We start from the raw sequence: 16797 nt of genomic DNA on the forward strand, positions 1-16797 counted from the left end.
CCTATATGAAGGAAAAGAAGGTCTTGGAAGACATATCCTATTTGCAGAAACAAGGTGGCGTATTGATGGATTGTTTAATAACAATCTGTCATGCGCATCATTTGGAAGTGTCTCGTGTTAGCCTACTTAGCGGGTTGCCTTTAGAGCAAGGTGAACTATCGCCCACAGGATTTGAGCGCGCGGCCAAGCGAGCTGGACTCGCTAGCAGAACGGTAAAACGCGATTTAGACCATATCAATATTGCAATATTACCTGCGGTTTTAGTGCTCAGTGATAAGCAAGCCTGCGTACTACATGGGCTTGACAAAACGCATGCCAGAGTTTCATACCCAGAACTCGATGATGCAGTGGTCGAAGTGCCAAGAGATGAGCTAAGTGCTAGTTATACAGGGTATGTCATTTTTGCTCGGCCCGAAATGAACGCGCAAGACACCAATGCGCAGATAGACAAGTCATCAGTAGGACATTGGTTGTGGTCATCTATCAAATCAGCAAAAGGGCTGTATAGGGATGTACTAGTAGCCTCTGTTTTTATTAGCTTGCTTTCCATTGCCCTGCCTCTTTTTGTAATGAATGTATATGACAGGGTGGTGCCAAACGCAGCGCTGGAGACCTTGTGGGCGCTAGCTGTTGGTGTTTTACTTGTGCTAGCGGCAGATTTTTCACTACGTATGCTTCGGCAGTACTTCGTTGAATTGGCGGCGAGTCGGTTGGACGTCACGCTATCGGCAAAAATAATGGAAAAAGTGCTGTCTATAAACTTGGCTAGTAAACCTGCCAAAAGTGGATCATTTATAAATAGCCTACAGTCTTTTGAAAGTATCCGGCAGTTCTTTGGTTCTGTCACTTTAGTGGCACTGGTTGATTTACCCTTTGGGCTACTGTTTGTAGTCATTATCGCCATGATTGATTTCTATCTAGTCATTCCAATCCTTATTGGGGCCACTGCGCTTTTTCTTTATGCAATGAAAGCGCAGCGGGTAATGCGCTCTTTGTCTGAGGAATCGATGGAAATAAGCTCTCGTAAAAGCTCGCTTGTGACTGAAAGCGTAACGTCTTTAGAGGACGTTAAAGCGTTCGGTTACCAAAGTAGAAACCAAAGTGCGTGGGAAAAGCAGACTATCTTCCTTGCCAAAGTCAACGCAAAACTTCGCTTAGTATCAATGTCGGTAAATAACGCAGCGCTTTGGATCCAGCAATCGGTTGGGGTAATTATCATCCTTACTGGCGTTTACCTTATTATTGAGGGGGTAATCACACAAGGTGGGTTGATTGCTGCTTATTTACTATCAAGCCGAGCAATGGGACCGGTTTCTCAGGCTGCTGCATTGCTTGCACAATTTCATCACGCTGAAACGGCAAAGAATGCCCTTGATGACATTATGTCGCTGCCAAGTGAAACAGGTAGAAATAAACAAATAAAAAACAACGTTGTACTTAAAGGCAATATTGATGCTAGCCAACTCTGCTTTAAGTATCCCGACGAAACCGTTCTTGCACTAAAAGACATGAGTTTCTCTATCAAGCAAGGTGAACACGTTGCCATCTTGGGCAAAAACGGGTGCGGAAAGTCAACGTTAAACAAGCTTCTCATGGCTTTTTACCGTCCTGAATCCGGGCAACTTTTGTTGGACGGAATAGACCTTCAGCAGTATGACCCTACGCTACTACGTAAACAAATAGGCTATATCCCGCAAGACGTGAGCCTGTTTCATGGCTCACTAAAAGACAATATTTTGCCAGATGATACACATATCGAAGACGCTGAGTTTTGGAAAGTCATTACTCAGTGTGGTTTGGCAAAGCTTGTTAATGGAAGCGCCAGTGGCATAGAGCAGAATGTAGGCGAGCGCGGCTGCTTGTTATCTGGCGGGCAACGTCAAGCTGTGGCGATGGCAAGGGCCATAGTACGAGATCCGGCAATCTATATCATGGATGAACCAACTTCAGCCATGGACTCAACTAACGAAGCGCAAATGAAGGAAACGATCAAGGCGGCGACAGCGGGCAAGACTCTTATTATTAATACGCATAGAACCACATTACTCGATTTGGTTGAACGGGTCATTGTTGTAGAAAACGGAAAAGTGATTGCCGATGGTAAAAAGGAAGAGGTGCTAGTGCAGTTTAAACAATCCAGTCAAGTATTGAAGAGGGCGCCATGATTTTGAGAAGTGATGGTGGGAAAAAAGACTGGTTGCAGCGACTAATGCGAGGCTGGCTTGCGCCTCCTCCAGGTCAAGATTGGGTGTTAGAAGCAGAATGGTCGCGCATTATGCAAACGCCAGTGAAAGCCCGTGGTTTACTCTATGCAGTAGTTATAGCGCTGTTTTTTTTGGTGGTGTGGTCTTACTTCGCAGAAATCGACGAAGTAGCCAAAGGTGATGGCAAAGTTATTCCTTCACAGCAGCTGCAGGTGCTGCAGTCTTACGATGGCGGGATAGTACAGGAGATTTTAGTACACGAAGGACAAACGGTTAAAGCAGGGCAGGTGTTGTTGAAAGTAGACCCGACACGTTTTTTGTCCAGTTTGGAAGAGAATACCACGCAATTTGCAGCACTTGCTGCGAAGGTTCAGCGCTTGTCAGCGCTGACTCAGGGAGAAGTGTTGCGTTTTAATCGAAATCTTCGCGAACAGGCGCCTACTATTGTTGATAACGAGCGAAAGCTTTACAACTCTAATTTAGCTGAACTTGATGAAGTAGCGGCGGGGTCTGATTCTCGAATTATGCAGCGTCGACAGGATGTTGAAGAGGAAAGGGCAAATCTTTCCCAATATCAGAGCGTATTAACCCTTTCTAAAAAAGAGCTAGCGGTAACTAAACCTCTACTTGCGTCAGGTGCAGTTTCAGAAATAGAAATCCTTCGATTAGAGCGTCAAATCGTAGAACTTGAAGGCAATATCACTAAGTCTAAAGTCGCCATTGAGCGAGGCCTTAATGCCATCGAAGAAGAAATTATCAAGAAAGAAGAAGCGCGTTTGAAGCTTGTTAATCGCTGGAATCAAGAATTGACCGAAGCCACCGCTGAAATGGCAACCTTGCAGCAGTCTCAAACGAGTTTAGAAGATGTGGTATCGCAAGCTGACTTGCGTTCACCGATTAATGGAACGGTTCAACGCCTACTTATCAACACGGTGGGTGGTGTGATCACGCCTGGAAGTGCGGTTGTTGAGCTTGTTCCTCAAGATGATCAGCTCATTGTCGAGGCAAAAGTTTCACCAAAGGATATCGCATTTATAAGAGAAGGGCAGCCGGCCATTCTGAAATTTAGTGCATACGACTTTACCATTTATGGCGGAATGACGGCTGAAGTTCAGCACATTAGCGCAGATGCTATCACCAATGAAAAAGATGAAACCTACTACCTTGTAAGGCTAGAAACAAAGCGCAGTATTGCCGATGAGTCTCTAGATATTTTGCCAGGTATGATTGTGCAAGTAGACATTTTGACAGGTAAGAAAACGGTACTTAACTATATTTTATCGCCCTTGTTTAATGTGACAGCCTCTGCGCTGAGGGAGCGTTAATGAGACATTTCATTGCTGAAAAAGACTTACAAGGTGCACTGACTCACTACACTTGGTCCAGTTATAGTAGTGTCACTCAGTTGGAGTGTGATGAGAGCGATTGCGTTTGGCTTTTGACAACTGATGATAGCTGGCGTCAACAGCTAATAGAGGCCAAACAAAAAGTTAACAACCTTGTACTGCTAACTTACAAATATGACCGGACAGAAATGCAAACGGCGTTGATGTTAGGCGCTAGAGCGTACAGCCATGCATTGGGTACTCAATCTCTACTTTCTTCGGTAGCACGTGTTATTGAGGCGGGAGGAATGTGGTTGCCCAATGAATTATTAACACAGACCACATCAAATATAGCCGCTAATATGCAAACAAAGCGGGTTCTACCCTCATTGCAAGGGCTCACAAACAGAGAAAAAGATGTATTGAATGGTATTTTGGAAGGGTTAAGTAACAAAGAGATAGCAAGAGAGCATGGTATTACTGAGCGTACCGTTAAAGAATATGTGGGTACGCTCCTTCATAAGTTTGAAGCGAAAGACCGGATAAGTTTATTGCTTCGTATAGGTGAGTTTAGTCATCTAAAGGATGCTCTATAACTTCAATATGCGAGACCACACCGTCTATCCCTAATTCAATAAACAGTTCTTGGTAATCTGAACGCTTTACTCCGTCTGCATAGACCTTTATGCCAAAAGTATGGGCAAGAGAGCAGAAGCCACGTATAAAAGCGTGGTTAGCTGGGTTGTAGTCGATATCTGCCATAAAGGCCGAGTCAATTTTCACGTAGTCTAGACCCATCTCTTGAACGTTCAATAGTTGCGAGAAGGACTCTCCAACTCGCTTTAAACCCACTTCGCATTCTTTGGATTTGAGCGTTGTACAAAAATCTCTAAACTCATCAGGAAAGCGCGTAGCGGTAGATTCTCGCACCTCAAGGCATAATTGTTTTGCAGCTTTTTCGTTGGTTCCAATTTGATAATAAAGTTGAGCAAGAACTTCAGGATTAAGCATTAATTGCTCAGAACACAAAAAGGCAAACTTCGAGTCTGTATTGGTGCGGTTTATATAGTTAATTAAGCTGGTAACCGTAGTTAGCTCAAGCTTTGGTAAAAGCCCCAGATAGCGAGCCCAGTGGGTGTAATAACCACTTTTTCTTAGTTCGCCATCTATCGTTACTCCCGCCCAACTTTGGTAGTGAACCAAATTGCGATCAATATCTAAGACGGGGAAGTTAAAGGTTTCTACGCCACATTCGTCAATAGTATTTTGTAGTTCTTTTTCCCAGCGCTTTTGTTCTACTAAGCTAATAAATGCTTTGAGCGTTGACTCTACGAAGGGTTCGTCCATATCCAATAACTCTGCTTCGTCAATCATCGCATCTGCCCGCATTAATAAGGCAGAAAAACTGTCGTCAGGGCGAAGTTTAACAACAGATTGGAATACTTTCGGATCGCCATCTTCACTGAATGCACTTAAGCAAGCGCCGTGGACTGCTTCTGAAATACCCATAGCGTCATGGGTTTCTGTAAGCAGAATAGCAAACTCGTTTTTCTGCATTCTTGCAATCCGGCTGTCGGTAAACTGATGATGATGTAGTGATAAGCAGTCGTTAATTTCCCCAACGAAATCACGAATACGCTTTTTTCTAATATTCGCCGGTGAGCGTAAAAAACCTTCGCCTTCGGTGAATCTCACAAAGAAAAGGCAGTTCACACCTTCCGTGTCTCTAAAAGCCAGCTGTCCTTTTAGAATTGAGATGAAATAATCCCTATTTGCTACACCAGACTCGTCATCGAATTGTGTTTTGTAACGCATAAGGTCAAGACGCGTGTTCTCTTCCTCCATGATCTTTCTAGAATTAGTGGCGAGAAAGTTCATCGCGCGTACAACACGCTTGAGCTCTAATGTGCGAGGCTCTTTGAGCTGGATAAATTGCATTTTCTGGAATGATTCAGCCTGGCGCACAACACCGTCTAGAGGGCGAATAATGAAGCGTAATGCCCAGCCTCCCAATAGGCCCGCACATATACCTACAAGTGATAAACCGAAAATAAGTCGCTGTGTAGCTCGCCACATAGATGCAACCGCAAAACTAGTGTCGGTTTCTACATAAACCGTGCCGTACTGCCCCCAACCTTCGCTTACTTGGGCGATACCTGGCTTCACAATAGGAGAAAAGTTATTTGAAAACCATTTTGGTGTATCTTCATCTAGTTGCACTTCGTGAGTGTGTGCAGATACGATATCACCGTTAGACTTTTGAAGCACAATGGAAGCGTAGTGACCAATGTCAAATTGTGACATTATGAAGAGATCTAGCGAAACAGGGTCTTTGTCAAGCCCACTGAGCGTAAGGGCAAGCATGCTCGCGTTGTCTAGATTTTTTGAATAAAGCTGCTCTTCGACGTATTGCTTGGTAGTTATTCCATGAATTGTGACACTACCTGCAATTGCAACAAGGACGACAACTGCTATGGCAAGCCATAATTCTCTTGTTATTGACATAAACTCCTAAGACCTTCTGCTAATCCCCTCCTGCTTCATGCGTTCAATAACGTCACGCCACCTTGATAGTCTGCTGGTAGACGAAGAAACTTGTGCAGTCTTACCTGGCTGCCAAATACCAGAATCATTAAAACTGAAAACAGGTATTAAGTCTGTCCGTTGAGAGCCTGGCAATACATTAGACACTAAGCTGTCGAGCACGAGAGGATCCGATGAAGGGGAATCATAGTATCCTAAAACCATGTGTGCTTGGGTTACTCGGCTTCTACCAATCTTCGCTTTCACATAAATTAGACGAAGTTTGGAACTATCGATACCTAAGTGTAGCAGAGCTACGTATTTTGCAATGGCATAATCCTCACAATCTCCGCGAGAATGACCAAAAAGCTCCGATGGTGTGGCCCAATAGTCTTTTTGTTTGAATACGTTTTCGTCGGTGGCGTACTGGATATGCTCGTCAAAGAAAGCGTTTACACCGATAAGCTGCTCTTCAACTGCCTTATTTTCAAGGTCGTGAAGTTTAGTTTCTAGCGCACTGACATGGAATGCTTTGTCAGCCCCAAAATTATTTTTAACTTCCTTTTCGAGCTTTGGAAACTCGATAACATAGTGATCCCTCAGTTGTTGTCCAGCCAGTAGCAAGGCTACTAATGCTAAGCAGTGCGACGCAAACAGAGAAAGGGTCATATTTTTATTATGTAGGTCATACTAAAGTATAAGAGAGAGTACTGGTCTCTTTCTGAAGTTTAAGTATTAGATACTATACGTAGTTATAGGTATAACACGGGTCTGTTGATATTCCAACCCCGTTATTCCAACCCCAGTGACTTACATTTAATAAAGTGAAAACTGATTTACTTCTTAACTACAAAATCATTTTCCTGAATATTCGCAGTAATTCCAGACGCTGCGTTGACTATCACAGATGAATTGCCATAAGCTTTATCAACAATAAAAGTACCGGGGTAGAGCGTATATTGAAGATATTTTCTACCGCGATTGTCGACCACCTCTTTGGCCTGATAAAGATATAGTTCATCTTTTTCAGAAATGCCATTATCTCGCCCAAGAGATATTGAAATTCTGTTGTTCGCAATATTGATAACGCGACCAGTAACAGGTTGGCAGGCTGTCGCTTCTTTAATGTCTTCTATCAATTGGCTGATTGACCCGTCTATTGCTTGACCGTAGCGTGACTGCCAAAAGGTTGATGAAAATTCGTCAACGTCTTCAAACCTATCAAACGTCCACTCTTCGTTAGTATCGTAAGAGGAGCTGAACAGCAGGCCGCCGTTTATTCCGTCATAAACTTGTACAGACATCGCAAACGAACGATGTGAGGTGTCGCTTCGCCACGGTGTAAACACGGATGCCTCTTTTGGCGTAACGCTTAAGTCATCAATAACCCCGATAATTACAAATTGCGTGTTGCTTTGATCTGATAGTGTTCGTACGTTTTTGTCGGTATAGCGGCTATCAAATTTTGCCGTATGGGGAGCAACGTAAGTTAGACTGAGATTATCCGTCTGCTCTTGCATTACCTTTGCTAAACGGTGTGTAAACGCCTTATCAAAATGCGAAATACTTCCTTGGGTTAATTGCGCTCTGTTTCTTATTCTAAAGTGAGTAGTTGCAAAGTGCTTTTCGTCGTTCTGCGCTGAGCAGACTTTTCCTTTTGGAAAAATGTCTGCACGCACACTAACTGTCATTACATCGCCATCATAAGTTTCACTCACGAGTTCTAACTGCTCGACCTCACCCGTTGAGCGAATAGTCATTTCTTCGTTTTTCAAAAGCCCATTTGTTAGTTTGGCTACGCTTTGCACCGATGCCCCAGCGAACAACATAGCTTGTTTAAGCGCCTCTTGTGTTGCTGCGTGTTTTGCGGCTTCTTTGTCACCATTCATTACTACCGCTTGTCCCGTGGCTTCGTACCAAACGGCATTGGCTTGCCCCGCCACTAGAACAAGTAGGCAAACTACCGCCATGACTCTACTTAAACATGCCATTTGCGTTGTTCTGATTGTTTGTCGCACGTCGCACCTCTGTGGTTGCTTAGCTATTGCGCTTAGACAATGTCGTAATCTATATGGAAACTATGCGAAAAAAGTGCCAATTTAAGGGGAGGTCAAATTTGAAAGAAAATGGGCGCATTTTTTGCTTATTTCACTATTACCAAGATATGTGACTACAAAGCGTCTTTATGGAGTTTGGTGTTATTCATAACGCTTTGTTGAAATGCGACTAGCTTATAAAGGTAAATAAGGTCAATATTTAGATGTCACTAACTCACTATTGATGCACACAGAGGTTTTAAGTTATGTGGTTGAACAGACAAAAGAATTCAAAGTTACTCTTGCGGTCTTCCATGTTTAGCCTGGCAATATCATTGAGCAGTTGCGGCATTATTGATAAACACGTCGAATGGGAAACCGTTGAGCCTGAAACTTATCCTGTTTTAAAAGCGGTAGGCTATGCGCCAATTTCATCGCAAAATGGCGAGTCCGACAGCATGAAATTGATAATGGCAATGAAAGCGTCAAAATTAGATGCATACCGTGAGTTAACCGAGCAGGTTTATGGTCAAAAAATTGAAGGTAGACAGTCTGTATCGGGTCTTATTGTTGACAGCGAAACATTACGCGCGTCGGTTGAGGGAGTAATTAGAGGTGCCGAGGTTGTTAAGACTTATCCTGTGGGAGATGATACCTACGTTACCGAGCTTTCTCTGGATATGAAGCAGGTTTACGATATTTACTTGTCGACTGCAAAGCCACGTCGAGTGAAGGATGTGAAGTATTACTAGAAACAAACCCAAAAAGGAGCTGGACCAGCAAACTTATCATGGAGTAAATGAAGGTGCGTAGTCACAGAGTTAAACTAACAGCCGATGGGCATAATAAACAGCGACGTAGATAACTAAGCACTCACTCCAGAGCCTAAGGTTCCGCCTTTCGGCTTTCCTTTTTTGTCATAAGTGAGTGACTCTTTTGCTCGAACTTCCATCATCAAATTCCGCAAATGTGTGAGGCGTAGCTGTCCTTGCTCAACGGCTTTTTGATTGACCTGTGTTCGATATTTACAATCTTCGAGAAGCTTCTTAGCGTCAGCCATTAACGCTTTGTCTTCCTCCGACATTGAATTCTCACTGCTGATAGCACTTTCAATCTCGGCGTCCAAAGTTTGTATGGACGTTAGAAGGTCTGCTTTTTCATCCAACAAATTCATTAAAGATTCTGCATCACGTGAACTTATTAGCTGCAGTTCTTTTTCAAGCAGCGTCGCTAGTGAAGTCATTTGCTCCACTTGACGTGATAATGCTTGAGTTAACTGGCTCGCTTGTTCTGTCACTGTACTTATCTCATTAACCGTGTCTGTTGAAAAGACCTTAATTTCTTCGCGTCGAATTACTTAGTCCCAAAAATCTCGGATTCTAGTTTCGCTATTTTATTAGCAAGCACTTCAGGGTTGACTTTGTACTCACCACTTTGGATCGCTTTCTTTAAGCGATCTACTTTTTCCTGATTAACAGGCGCCTCAGTTCCTTTCTTCTGAACTTGATTTAGCTGCTGAGCAGACTGTGTCAAAGAAACAGAATCTTGTCTTGGCGCTTGTGCGGTTTGTGCTGATTGCGCTGAAGCTTGTTGTTGAGATTGTTGCGTTTGATTTTGCTGCGCAACTTTCCCATTATCAACGGGTGTTTTGGGTAACCCATTGTTTATATTGTTAATTGCCATATCCAGTCCTCACTACTTTTTTGCCTCTGTAATTAATATCGGCCATTTGGCAAATATCTTTAGCTAAATTGAGAACAAAATAGTAGATATTTAGCGCATACTATTACAAGTGTATCACGACTTCTTCAGGGCTTGCGACCCTAGCAATTATAGCCTTTTGACTACTGGCGTTTATCACTTTTATATTGTCACCAACCACACCATCTTGTTGGGCTATTCCAGCTGTCTTAACTTCCATTCCCGCAATCTCTGCGGTAATCGTTATTCTATCGCCTTTGCACACAAAGCATAGCATATTTGATTGTATTGCTTGTCCATCTGTAATGCGGCGCTTCATTCGAGCGCCAATTAATGACTCTAAATCAGTAAATGCTGTGTGGCGTAGTCGTCTTATGTCAACTTTTGCCTTGGTTAAATTTGATGAAGTTAAAACTGTACCGGGACTAATTGCGCCCTGAGTCACTACAATTTCTTTTGTTCGTGTTACTTGTCCGCTGGTAAATAAATACCACTCGTTATTTTTACAGCTTACTCGAACCGATATGTAGGATTGGCTCAACGCCTCCTGTGACGCATTGTATTGAAAGCCGGTTGGACATTCTGGGATGTTTATCCGATCGTCTATCTTCACAATATCCACATCAATGTTAGTATCTTGCGCATTATCGTTAAGTTGATTTATCAAGTACTTCTTGGCACCTTCTTCAACTTGCTCATGGTTGGTCGCTGCTGCATGGCAATGCGCACTTAGCAAACCGACTACTAAGCAGGCTAACGAGCGACATAAATTAATACGCATTTTTTCGTTTATCTTTTTCATCATGACTTTTCGTGTTCAGTTTACGATTAATTGGCTATGCTTAATGAAATCTACATTTGTAAAAATCAGGTTTTACCAAAGTATTTTAGTCAAAGGGTGCATCGTATATGCTTCAACCAGTGCTGATTTAATCAACGATGTTGAAGCGCTATCAAAATTCGAACAAACCTTTGGCGTCATTTTTCTGTCGTTTAACCTGCAAAAATTTAGTGATATTGTCTATGCTTATCATAAGAGGCAATGATCATGCCCAGTATTACTTAGAGGTGACCTATGTCGGGTATTTTAGATTCGGTAAACCAGCGAACGCAGCTTGTTGGGCAGAATCGCTTAGAGTTGTTGCTGTTTAGACTGAACGGCCGTCAACGATTTGGTATCAACGTATTTAAAGTACGGGAGGTTTTGCAGTGCCCTCCGCTTACTGCGATGCCAAAATTAAATCCATTGGTTCGAGGTGTTGCACACATTCGAGGCCAAACGATTTCGGTTATCGATTTAAGCATGGCTACACGTGGTCGCAAAATTGAAGACCTCTCTAACGCGTTTATCGTCATTGCTGAATACAATCGTTCTGTGCAAGGCTTTTTGGTAGGCGCTGTTGAGCGCATTATTAACACCAACTGGGATGCCATTATGCCACCGCCGCAGGGTACAGGGCGAGCCAGCTATTTGACGGCCGTCACTGAGGTAGAAAATGAACTCATTGAAATATTAGATGTAGAGAAAATTCTCAACGAGATCTCTCCGCTCAATGCCGAAGTTAGTGCCGATGTCGCTGAAGGACTAACGACAGAAGGGCAAGAAAACAAAATTATCTTTATTGCTGATGACTCGGCAGTAGCAAGAAATCAGGTGAAAAAGGCACTTACATCCCTAGGTCTTGAGATAGAGCTGGCTAAAAACGGCCTTGAAGCACTCAATCGACTTAAAGAAATTGCTGAAGAGTATGGCGACGTAACCAACCGCGTTGGTGTATTAGTCTCGGATATTGAAATGCCGGAAATGGACGGTTATACCCTTACTGCAGAAATTAAAAATATTCCTGAGCTTCAAAAACTTCACGTAGTTCTACACACCTCATTAAGTGGAGTATTTAATCAGGCCATGGTGCAAAAGGTGGGGGCAGACGACTTTATTGCGAAGTTCCACCCAGACGAATTAGCGACAGCTGTACAGAAGTGGCTGATGACCGAGTGCGAATAATGGAGCAGAAAAGGATTGGCTAATAAAGACGTTTCGCCTGCGAGCTATCTTAAGTTTAGAGAGTTTCTTGAAAAGCAATGCGGCATAGTGTTGGGAGAGAACAAGCAATATCTCGTCCGTAGTCGTTTGGCTTCGTTGCTTTATAAACACAAGTACGAGTCTGCAGACGAACTGATTGATGTTGTCGTACGTGGAATTGATAGAAACTTGCTCCAAAGCGTTATAGACGCAATGACAACGAATGAAACTTTATGGTTTCGCGATAACTATCCTTTTGACCTTCTTTTAAAGGACTTATTGCCATCCTTATCTACCAAAAATCAAAAGGTCCGCATTTGGAGCGCCGCATGTTCATCAGGGCAGGAACCTTATTCTATCGCAATGTCTGTGCTTGAATTTCAGCGTCAACGTCCCGGGGCTCTTAGAGCGGGCGTTGAAATTGTCGCTACTGATTTGTCATCTGAGATGCTGCAAAAGTGTGAAGCTGGCATTTACGACGAGTTGTCTCTTGCCAGAGGCTTATCTCCACAGCGAAGACAAGCTTTTTTCCAACAAAACGAAGAAGGTCTAATGCAGGTAAAACCTGAAGTTCGCCGAATGGTAAGCTTTAGAAGTTTGAATCTGCTAACAAGTTATGCCGCGCTCGGTCGATTTGATATTGTGTTTTGCCGTAATGTATTGATCTACTTTTCAGCAGAAGTTAAACAACGGATCCTGCAACAAATTGCCGGACAGCTGCAGTCCAATGGCGTGTTATTTCTTGGCGCGTCGGAGTCTATAAGTGCCGCGAGTGATATTTACAGTATGGTGAAGTGTCACCCCGGTCTTTACTATCAAAAAAAATAATCCAGTTTATCCGCTTGATATATAAAGATTTTTATATATCAGGACGGATCGTTAGTGCCTATTCTTCCCGCCAAAATCCCATTATGGCATTTGCCTTGCTAACTATTTCTGCAAACGACAATAAAACGGCAAAATTCTCATTCGTAGTTTCCGTTTAGTTTGTCGACACAAATTTTTAAATGTATGTCAGAGGTCATGTTATGGCTATTAACCTAGATAAGTTGGTGGGTTTTCACGAATCAGCGCTAAATATACGTACCGAGCGTATGGAGGTGATCTCCGGTAATTTGGCCAACGCTAATACGCCTGGTTATAAAGCTAGAGACATCGATTTCAATAAAGCTATGCAGTCTGCTATGCAAGAGGCGTCAGGCAGTTCAACAGGGCACTCTTCAAAAATGGTGCGGACTAATGAGCGCCACCTAAGCGGCAATTCCACGTCAGTGGCGGCAAATTTTGACATGCAGTATCGCGTTCCAACCCAGCCAGACACGGGTGACGGTAATACGGTAGAAGTTCAGGCGGAAAGAAATCGATTTTTAGACAATGGATTGCGCTACCAAGCAAGCCTTGAGTTTTTGAATGGAAAAATTAAGGGCATGAAAAAAGCACTTAGCTCAGGAGGTCAATAGTCATGAGTTTATTTAATGTAATGCAAATTTCGAGCACAGGTATGGAGGCCGAAAATGTCCGTCTTAATACCACTGCAAGTAATATTGCCAATGCAAACTCGGTAAGTAGTAGCTATGACGAAACCTATCGAGCTCGTCACCCTGTTTTTGCAACGGCGTTGCAAGACGCTATGCGCGATCAGTCAAAGGGTACAGGTGTTCAGGTTAAAGGAATAGTGGAGAGCGACGCACCGCTTCAAGTTGAATACGCCCCTAATAACCCAATGGCGGACGAAGAAGGCTATATCTATAAACCTAACGTCAACATTGTAGAAGAAATGGCAAATATGATGTCAGCGTCTAAAGCGTATGAAACAAACGTACAGGTAGCGGATACCACTAAGCGAATCTTCCGCCGCGTACTGCAGTTAGGTCAAGGGCAGTAATTTGCCGCTTGAATAATGTGAGGATTAATCAGTGAACACCATAAACAACACCGGCTTAAACACGGATCTGTATTGGCAGGAAGAAACCGTCAAAGTTGCCGATGGTACCGAGCAGCAGTTAACGCAAGAAGACTTCTTTTCAATGTTGACTGAGCAGCTTGCTAATCAGGATCCGACTGCCCCGGTTGATAACGATCAGATGGTGGCGCAGATGACGTCATTTACGATGGCAGACGGCATCTCCCAGCTCAACGAAAAATTCGAGTCATTCGCGGCTTCAATGACATCGAATCAAGCATTGCAAGCATCGAGTCTTATCGGTCAAAACGTGCTAGTTCAAGGTAATGTCGGTTACATGGCGAACGAAGGTGAAGGGCTCTCTGGCGTCATAGTAAACGAGAAAACGGTTCAAAACATGACTATTAGCATTGAGAACCAGTTCGGTGAGGTCATCAAAACCATTGATGCAGGAACACAAAGTGCCGGCAACATTGAGTTTGAGTGGGACGGCAAAGATAAGCATGGCAACCAGATGGCACCCGGTGAATATGTTATCAGTGCCACTGGCGAGCTTAACGGCGAAGGTGTTCAGCTTAACACAGCCGTTAATCGTCATGTTGGAAGTGTCAGCTTGGCCGGTAGTGGTCAGGGCGTAATTTTGAATTTGGATGGTGATGTCAGTATCAATCTTGATGACGTCATTCAAATCGGCAGTTAGTAGGAGAATCAATAATGTCTTTTAATATTGCACTGAGTGGCGTATCGGCCGCACAAAAAGATTTGGATGTAACCGCCAACAACATCGCAAACGTAAATACGGTTGGCTTTAAAGAATCACGTGCTGAATTTGGTGATGTTTATGCTGCATCGCTTTTGGCGGGTGGTAAAACAAAAGTAGGTGACGGTGTCCTAACTCAAGAAGTTGCACAGCAATTTTCTCAAGGTAGCCTACAGTTTACTAACACGTCGCTTGATCTAGCAATTACAGGTAATGGTTTCTTTGCAACGGTACCTGAAATTACGTCACGTGACTTTTCATTCACACGCGCTGGTCAATTTAAGCTTGATAGTGACAATTTTGTAGTAAACAGTAATGGCGACAACCTTCTCGGATTTCCGGTAAATGCTGATGGAACAAGTGCATCAGTTGCTTTAAGTACCACTGAACCTGTTCGTATTCCTGATTCTTCTGGCTCACCGCAGCAAACCTCTGAAGTTGATATTCGTATGAATCTTCCAGCCGGTGATGTTGGACTAGACCCACAAGACTTCAACCCTGAAGATCCGTTGACTTACAACGCAGCGACGTCGGTTACCGTTTATGATTCACTGGGTGATAGCCATGTTATGACCTATTACTTTATAAAAGACGGTGCGCCAGGCGTTGATAACGAATGGTACGTGGCTACAGCAATCGACGATACCCTTGTTGATATGACAGACTCTACGGGTGCCGATACTGACCCTGCAACAGCAGTTAACTCGGTTGGCGGGAATACAGGTAATGCAGTAACTGCATCTAAGCTCATCTTCTCTCAAGGTGGTGATTTCTCTGGTATGGAAACGCCAGATGGTTTACCAACGCTAGATTTCAAAATGCAAACTGAAGCACTAGGCGCGGGTATCCTCGCAAACGGCTCAGACCCTACGCAGCAGATAAGCATTGATTTCAACCTTGATGTAAATAACGCCACGCCTAACGAGCCAACTCAGTTTGCTTCAGCGTTTGAGGTAACGTCACTAGAACAAGATGGTCTGCCAGTGGGCCGCCTAACAGGTATCGATATCGGCCCTGATGGCTTAGTTCGCGCTACCTTCTCTAACGGAACCTCTGAGCCTATTGTTCGTGTTGCGCTAGTTCGTTTCTCTAATGAGCAGGGCCTAACGCAAGAAAGTAGCACACAGTGGAAAGAGAGTATTCTTTCGGGTGAGGCACTAGCAGGTGAAGCAACAACCGGTACTTTCGGTGAGATTAATTCATCGGCCCTTGAACAAGCCAACGTTAACCTGACCACCGAGCTAATCGACATGATCATTGCTCAGCGTAACTTCCAGGCTAACTCAAGAGCGCTCGAGGTTAACAACTCACTGAACCAGACTATTCTGAACATTCGATAGTTAAGGTAAAGCGCCGTTTATTAGAATATAAAAGCGGCAATACGTTGGCGTGTAAGCCCGCCATTATTGCCGATATATACAAGAGCCGCACAACAGCGGCTCTTTTATTTTCCTTTAAATATCAATTTAATACCTTTCATATTTTCTACCTGAGTTAAAAATCCACAGATTGGCATCGCCTTTGCAAAATCTTGTTTAAGGTTTAATCAGAGTCAAAAGTCAGTCATGGACAAACTTCTCTATATTTCAGCGAGCGGCGCATCCCAAGACCTATTAGGTACGGGGATAAGAGCCAATAACTTAGCCAACGCGCAGACAACCGGGTTTAGAGCTCAATTAGAGCAAGCGAGATCGATGCCGGCTTACGGTGAAGGTTTGCCAACCCGCGTGTTTTCTATGACTGAAAGCCCGTCTAACAATTATGAGTCGGGTCCAATGATTAAAACAGACCGAGATTTAGATGTGGCCATTCAAGGGGATGGTTGGTTTGCGGTACAAGATCAAAATGGTCAAGAAGCTTATTCCCGTGATGGCAACTTCAAACTAGGCGACGACGGAATTTTGACAGACATTCACGACCGTGTGGTGCTAGGCGACAACGGGCCGATTTTTCTTCCAGTACCTTTGGACAACCTTAACATTGCCGCTGATGGCACCTTGTCCATGAGACAGCTAGGAGCCCCAGCCAATGTGATCGAAGAAGTAGGTCGCCTTAAGTTAGTTTCGCCAGACTACGCCGACATGGAAAGGGGCACTGACGGATTGTTTAGAATGGAAGATGGCTCAATAGCGCAGGCCAATGCTAACGTCAAAGTAATGTCTGGCATGCTTGAAGGTTCTAACGTAAATGCCGTTGAAGAGATGGTAGACATGATAAGTCTTCAACGTCATTACGAACTACAAGTCAAAATGATGAAGCAAGCGGAAGAGCTTGATACTCGCGGTAACCAGTTACTGCGCATCCTGTAAGAAAATTTTTATC

At 43.7% G+C, this 16797-nt stretch carries 17 protein-coding genes; 11 read left to right on the top strand and 6 right to left on the bottom strand.

Going from position 1 to position 16797, the window contains the following annotated elements; genetic code table 11:
- Positions 1-65 precede the first annotated feature (65 nt).
- Genes ACYX4M_RS11630 through ACYX4M_RS11640 form a run of 3 tightly spaced genes read left to right on the top strand, consistent with a single transcriptional unit; the run spans position 66 to position 4125 of the window.
- On the top strand, positions 66-2165 hold the full coding sequence (locus ACYX4M_RS11630; protein ID WP_476082873.1) for a type I secretion system permease/ATPase: 2100 nt from the start codon (positions 66-68) through the stop codon (positions 2163-2165).
- A complete protein-coding gene (locus tag ACYX4M_RS11635; RefSeq protein WP_476080233.1) occupies positions 2162-3529 on the top strand; it encodes an HlyD family type I secretion periplasmic adaptor subunit in 1368 nt (455 codons plus the stop codon). The genes ACYX4M_RS11630 and ACYX4M_RS11635 overlap by 4 nt, the downstream gene beginning before the upstream one ends.
- On the top strand, positions 3529-4125 hold the full coding sequence (locus tag ACYX4M_RS11640; protein ID WP_476080234.1) for a response regulator transcription factor: 597 nt from the start codon (positions 3529-3531) through the stop codon (positions 4123-4125). The genes ACYX4M_RS11635 and ACYX4M_RS11640 overlap by 1 nt, the downstream gene beginning before the upstream one ends.
- Here the strand turns inward: ACYX4M_RS11640 and ACYX4M_RS11645 are convergent.
- The 3 genes from ACYX4M_RS11645 to ACYX4M_RS11655 form a co-directional block, all read right to left on the bottom strand.
- Complete coding sequence (locus ACYX4M_RS11645; RefSeq protein ID WP_476080235.1) at positions 4100-6034, bottom strand: bifunctional diguanylate cyclase/phosphodiesterase; 1935 nt, start codon at positions 6032-6034, stop codon at positions 4100-4102. The two genes, ACYX4M_RS11640 and ACYX4M_RS11645, sit on opposite strands and share 26 nt — an antisense overlap.
- A gap of 6 nt (positions 6035-6040) precedes the next feature.
- Positions 6041-6721, bottom strand: a complete 681-nt coding sequence (locus ACYX4M_RS11650; protein WP_476080236.1) for a transglutaminase-like cysteine peptidase — start codon at positions 6719-6721, stop codon at positions 6041-6043.
- A gap of 167 nt (positions 6722-6888) precedes the next feature.
- Positions 6889-8070 carry a flagellar assembly protein T N-terminal domain-containing protein gene (locus ACYX4M_RS11655; protein WP_476080237.1) on the bottom strand — a complete coding sequence of 394 codons (1182 nt, stop codon included), beginning with the start codon at positions 8068-8070 and terminating at the stop codon, positions 6889-6891.
- 284 nt (positions 8071-8354) lie between these two features.
- Here ACYX4M_RS11655 and ACYX4M_RS11660 point away from each other — a divergent pair, with 284 nt between their 5' ends.
- On the top strand, positions 8355-8840 hold the full coding sequence (locus ACYX4M_RS11660; protein WP_476080238.1) for an LPP20 family lipoprotein: 486 nt from the start codon (positions 8355-8357) through the stop codon (positions 8838-8840).
- A 113-nt stretch (positions 8841-8953) separates the two neighbouring features.
- On the opposite strand, the gene flgN is transcribed toward ACYX4M_RS11660, so the two are convergent.
- From flgN to flgA, 3 genes are all read right to left on the bottom strand, one after another.
- The gene (gene flgN, locus ACYX4M_RS11665; protein ID WP_476080239.1) at positions 8954-9385 is read right to left on the bottom strand and encodes a flagellar export chaperone FlgN; all 432 of its coding nucleotides are present in this window, start codon (positions 9383-9385) and stop codon (positions 8954-8956) included.
- 56 nt (positions 9386-9441) lie between these two features.
- A complete protein-coding gene (gene flgM, locus ACYX4M_RS11670) occupies positions 9442-9771 on the bottom strand; it encodes a flagellar biosynthesis anti-sigma factor FlgM (protein ID WP_476080240.1) in 330 nt (109 codons plus the stop codon).
- Between the two features lie 103 nt (positions 9772-9874).
- A complete protein-coding gene (gene flgA / locus ACYX4M_RS11675) occupies positions 9875-10594 on the bottom strand; it encodes a flagellar basal body P-ring formation chaperone FlgA (protein WP_476080241.1) in 720 nt (239 codons plus the stop codon).
- Positions 10595-10864: 270 nt separating this feature from the next.
- Here flgA and ACYX4M_RS11680 point away from each other — a divergent pair, with 270 nt between their 5' ends.
- The 7 genes from ACYX4M_RS11680 (at position 10865) to ACYX4M_RS11710 (ending at position 16784) form a co-directional block, all read left to right on the top strand.
- Positions 10865-11794: a chemotaxis protein CheV gene (locus ACYX4M_RS11680; RefSeq protein WP_025254324.1), complete on the top strand. Its 930-nt coding sequence runs from the start codon at positions 10865-10867 to the stop codon at positions 11792-11794.
- Positions 11795-11809: 15 nt separating this feature from the next.
- A complete protein-coding gene (locus tag ACYX4M_RS11685; protein WP_476080242.1) occupies positions 11810-12640 on the top strand; it encodes a CheR family methyltransferase in 831 nt (276 codons plus the stop codon).
- A 200-nt stretch (positions 12641-12840) separates the two neighbouring features.
- Positions 12841-13272: a flagellar basal body rod protein FlgB gene (gene flgB / locus ACYX4M_RS11690; protein ID WP_476080243.1), complete on the top strand. Its 432-nt coding sequence runs from the start codon at positions 12841-12843 to the stop codon at positions 13270-13272.
- 2 nt (positions 13273-13274) lie between these two features.
- Positions 13275-13697: a flagellar basal body rod protein FlgC gene (gene flgC / locus ACYX4M_RS11695; RefSeq protein WP_334057427.1), complete on the top strand. Its 423-nt coding sequence runs from the start codon at positions 13275-13277 to the stop codon at positions 13695-13697.
- A gap of 31 nt (positions 13698-13728) precedes the next feature.
- Positions 13729-14415 carry a flagellar hook assembly protein FlgD gene (gene flgD, locus ACYX4M_RS11700; RefSeq protein ID WP_474831633.1) on the top strand — a complete coding sequence of 229 codons (687 nt, stop codon included), beginning with the start codon at positions 13729-13731 and terminating at the stop codon, positions 14413-14415.
- 14 nt (positions 14416-14429) lie between these two features.
- Positions 14430-15815 (top strand): flagellar hook protein FlgE, encoded by a 1386-nt coding sequence (flgE, locus tag ACYX4M_RS11705; RefSeq protein WP_334057431.1) that lies wholly within the window; start codon positions 14430-14432, stop codon positions 15813-15815.
- A 225-nt stretch (positions 15816-16040) separates the two neighbouring features.
- Positions 16041-16784 carry a flagellar basal body rod protein FlgF gene (locus ACYX4M_RS11710; RefSeq protein ID WP_476080244.1) on the top strand — a complete coding sequence of 248 codons (744 nt, stop codon included), beginning with the start codon at positions 16041-16043 and terminating at the stop codon, positions 16782-16784.
- Positions 16785-16797: the final 13 nt, after the last annotated feature.

This window comes from Alteromonas sp. ABV4_150 (assembly GCF_056311745.1).

Bases quoted from the DNA above. Each gene is read 5' to 3' on its own strand.
- ACYX4M_RS11630 (WP_476082873.1), top strand. From the start codon at position 66: ATGGATTGTTTAATAACAATCTGTCATGCGCATCATTTGGAAGTGTCT.
- ACYX4M_RS11635 (WP_476080233.1), top strand. From the start codon at position 2,162: ATGATTTTGAGAAGTGATGGTGGGAAAAAAGACTGGTTGCAGCGACTA.
- ACYX4M_RS11640 (WP_476080234.1), top strand. From the start codon at position 3,529: ATGAGACATTTCATTGCTGAAAAAGACTTACAAGGTGCACTGACTCAC.
- ACYX4M_RS11645 (WP_476080235.1), bottom strand. From the start codon at position 6,034: ATGTCAATAACAAGAGAATTATGGCTTGCCATAGCAGTTGTCGTCCTT.
- ACYX4M_RS11650 (WP_476080236.1), bottom strand. From the start codon at position 6,721: ATGACCCTTTCTCTGTTTGCGTCGCACTGCTTAGCATTAGTAGCCTTG.
- ACYX4M_RS11660 (WP_476080238.1), top strand. From the start codon at position 8,355: ATGTGGTTGAACAGACAAAAGAATTCAAAGTTACTCTTGCGGTCTTCC.
- flgM (WP_476080240.1), bottom strand. From the start codon at position 9,771: ATGGCAATTAACAATATAAACAATGGGTTACCCAAAACACCCGTTGAT.
- flgA (WP_476080241.1), bottom strand. From the start codon at position 10,594: ATGATGAAAAAGATAAACGAAAAAATGCGTATTAATTTATGTCGCTCG.
- ACYX4M_RS11680 (WP_025254324.1), top strand. From the start codon at position 10,865: ATGTCGGGTATTTTAGATTCGGTAAACCAGCGAACGCAGCTTGTTGGG.
- flgB (WP_476080243.1), top strand. From the start codon at position 12,841: ATGGCTATTAACCTAGATAAGTTGGTGGGTTTTCACGAATCAGCGCTA.
- flgC (WP_334057427.1), top strand. From the start codon at position 13,275: ATGAGTTTATTTAATGTAATGCAAATTTCGAGCACAGGTATGGAGGCC.
- flgE (WP_334057431.1), top strand. From the start codon at position 14,430: ATGTCTTTTAATATTGCACTGAGTGGCGTATCGGCCGCACAAAAAGAT.
- ACYX4M_RS11710 (WP_476080244.1), top strand. From the start codon at position 16,041: ATGGACAAACTTCTCTATATTTCAGCGAGCGGCGCATCCCAAGACCTA.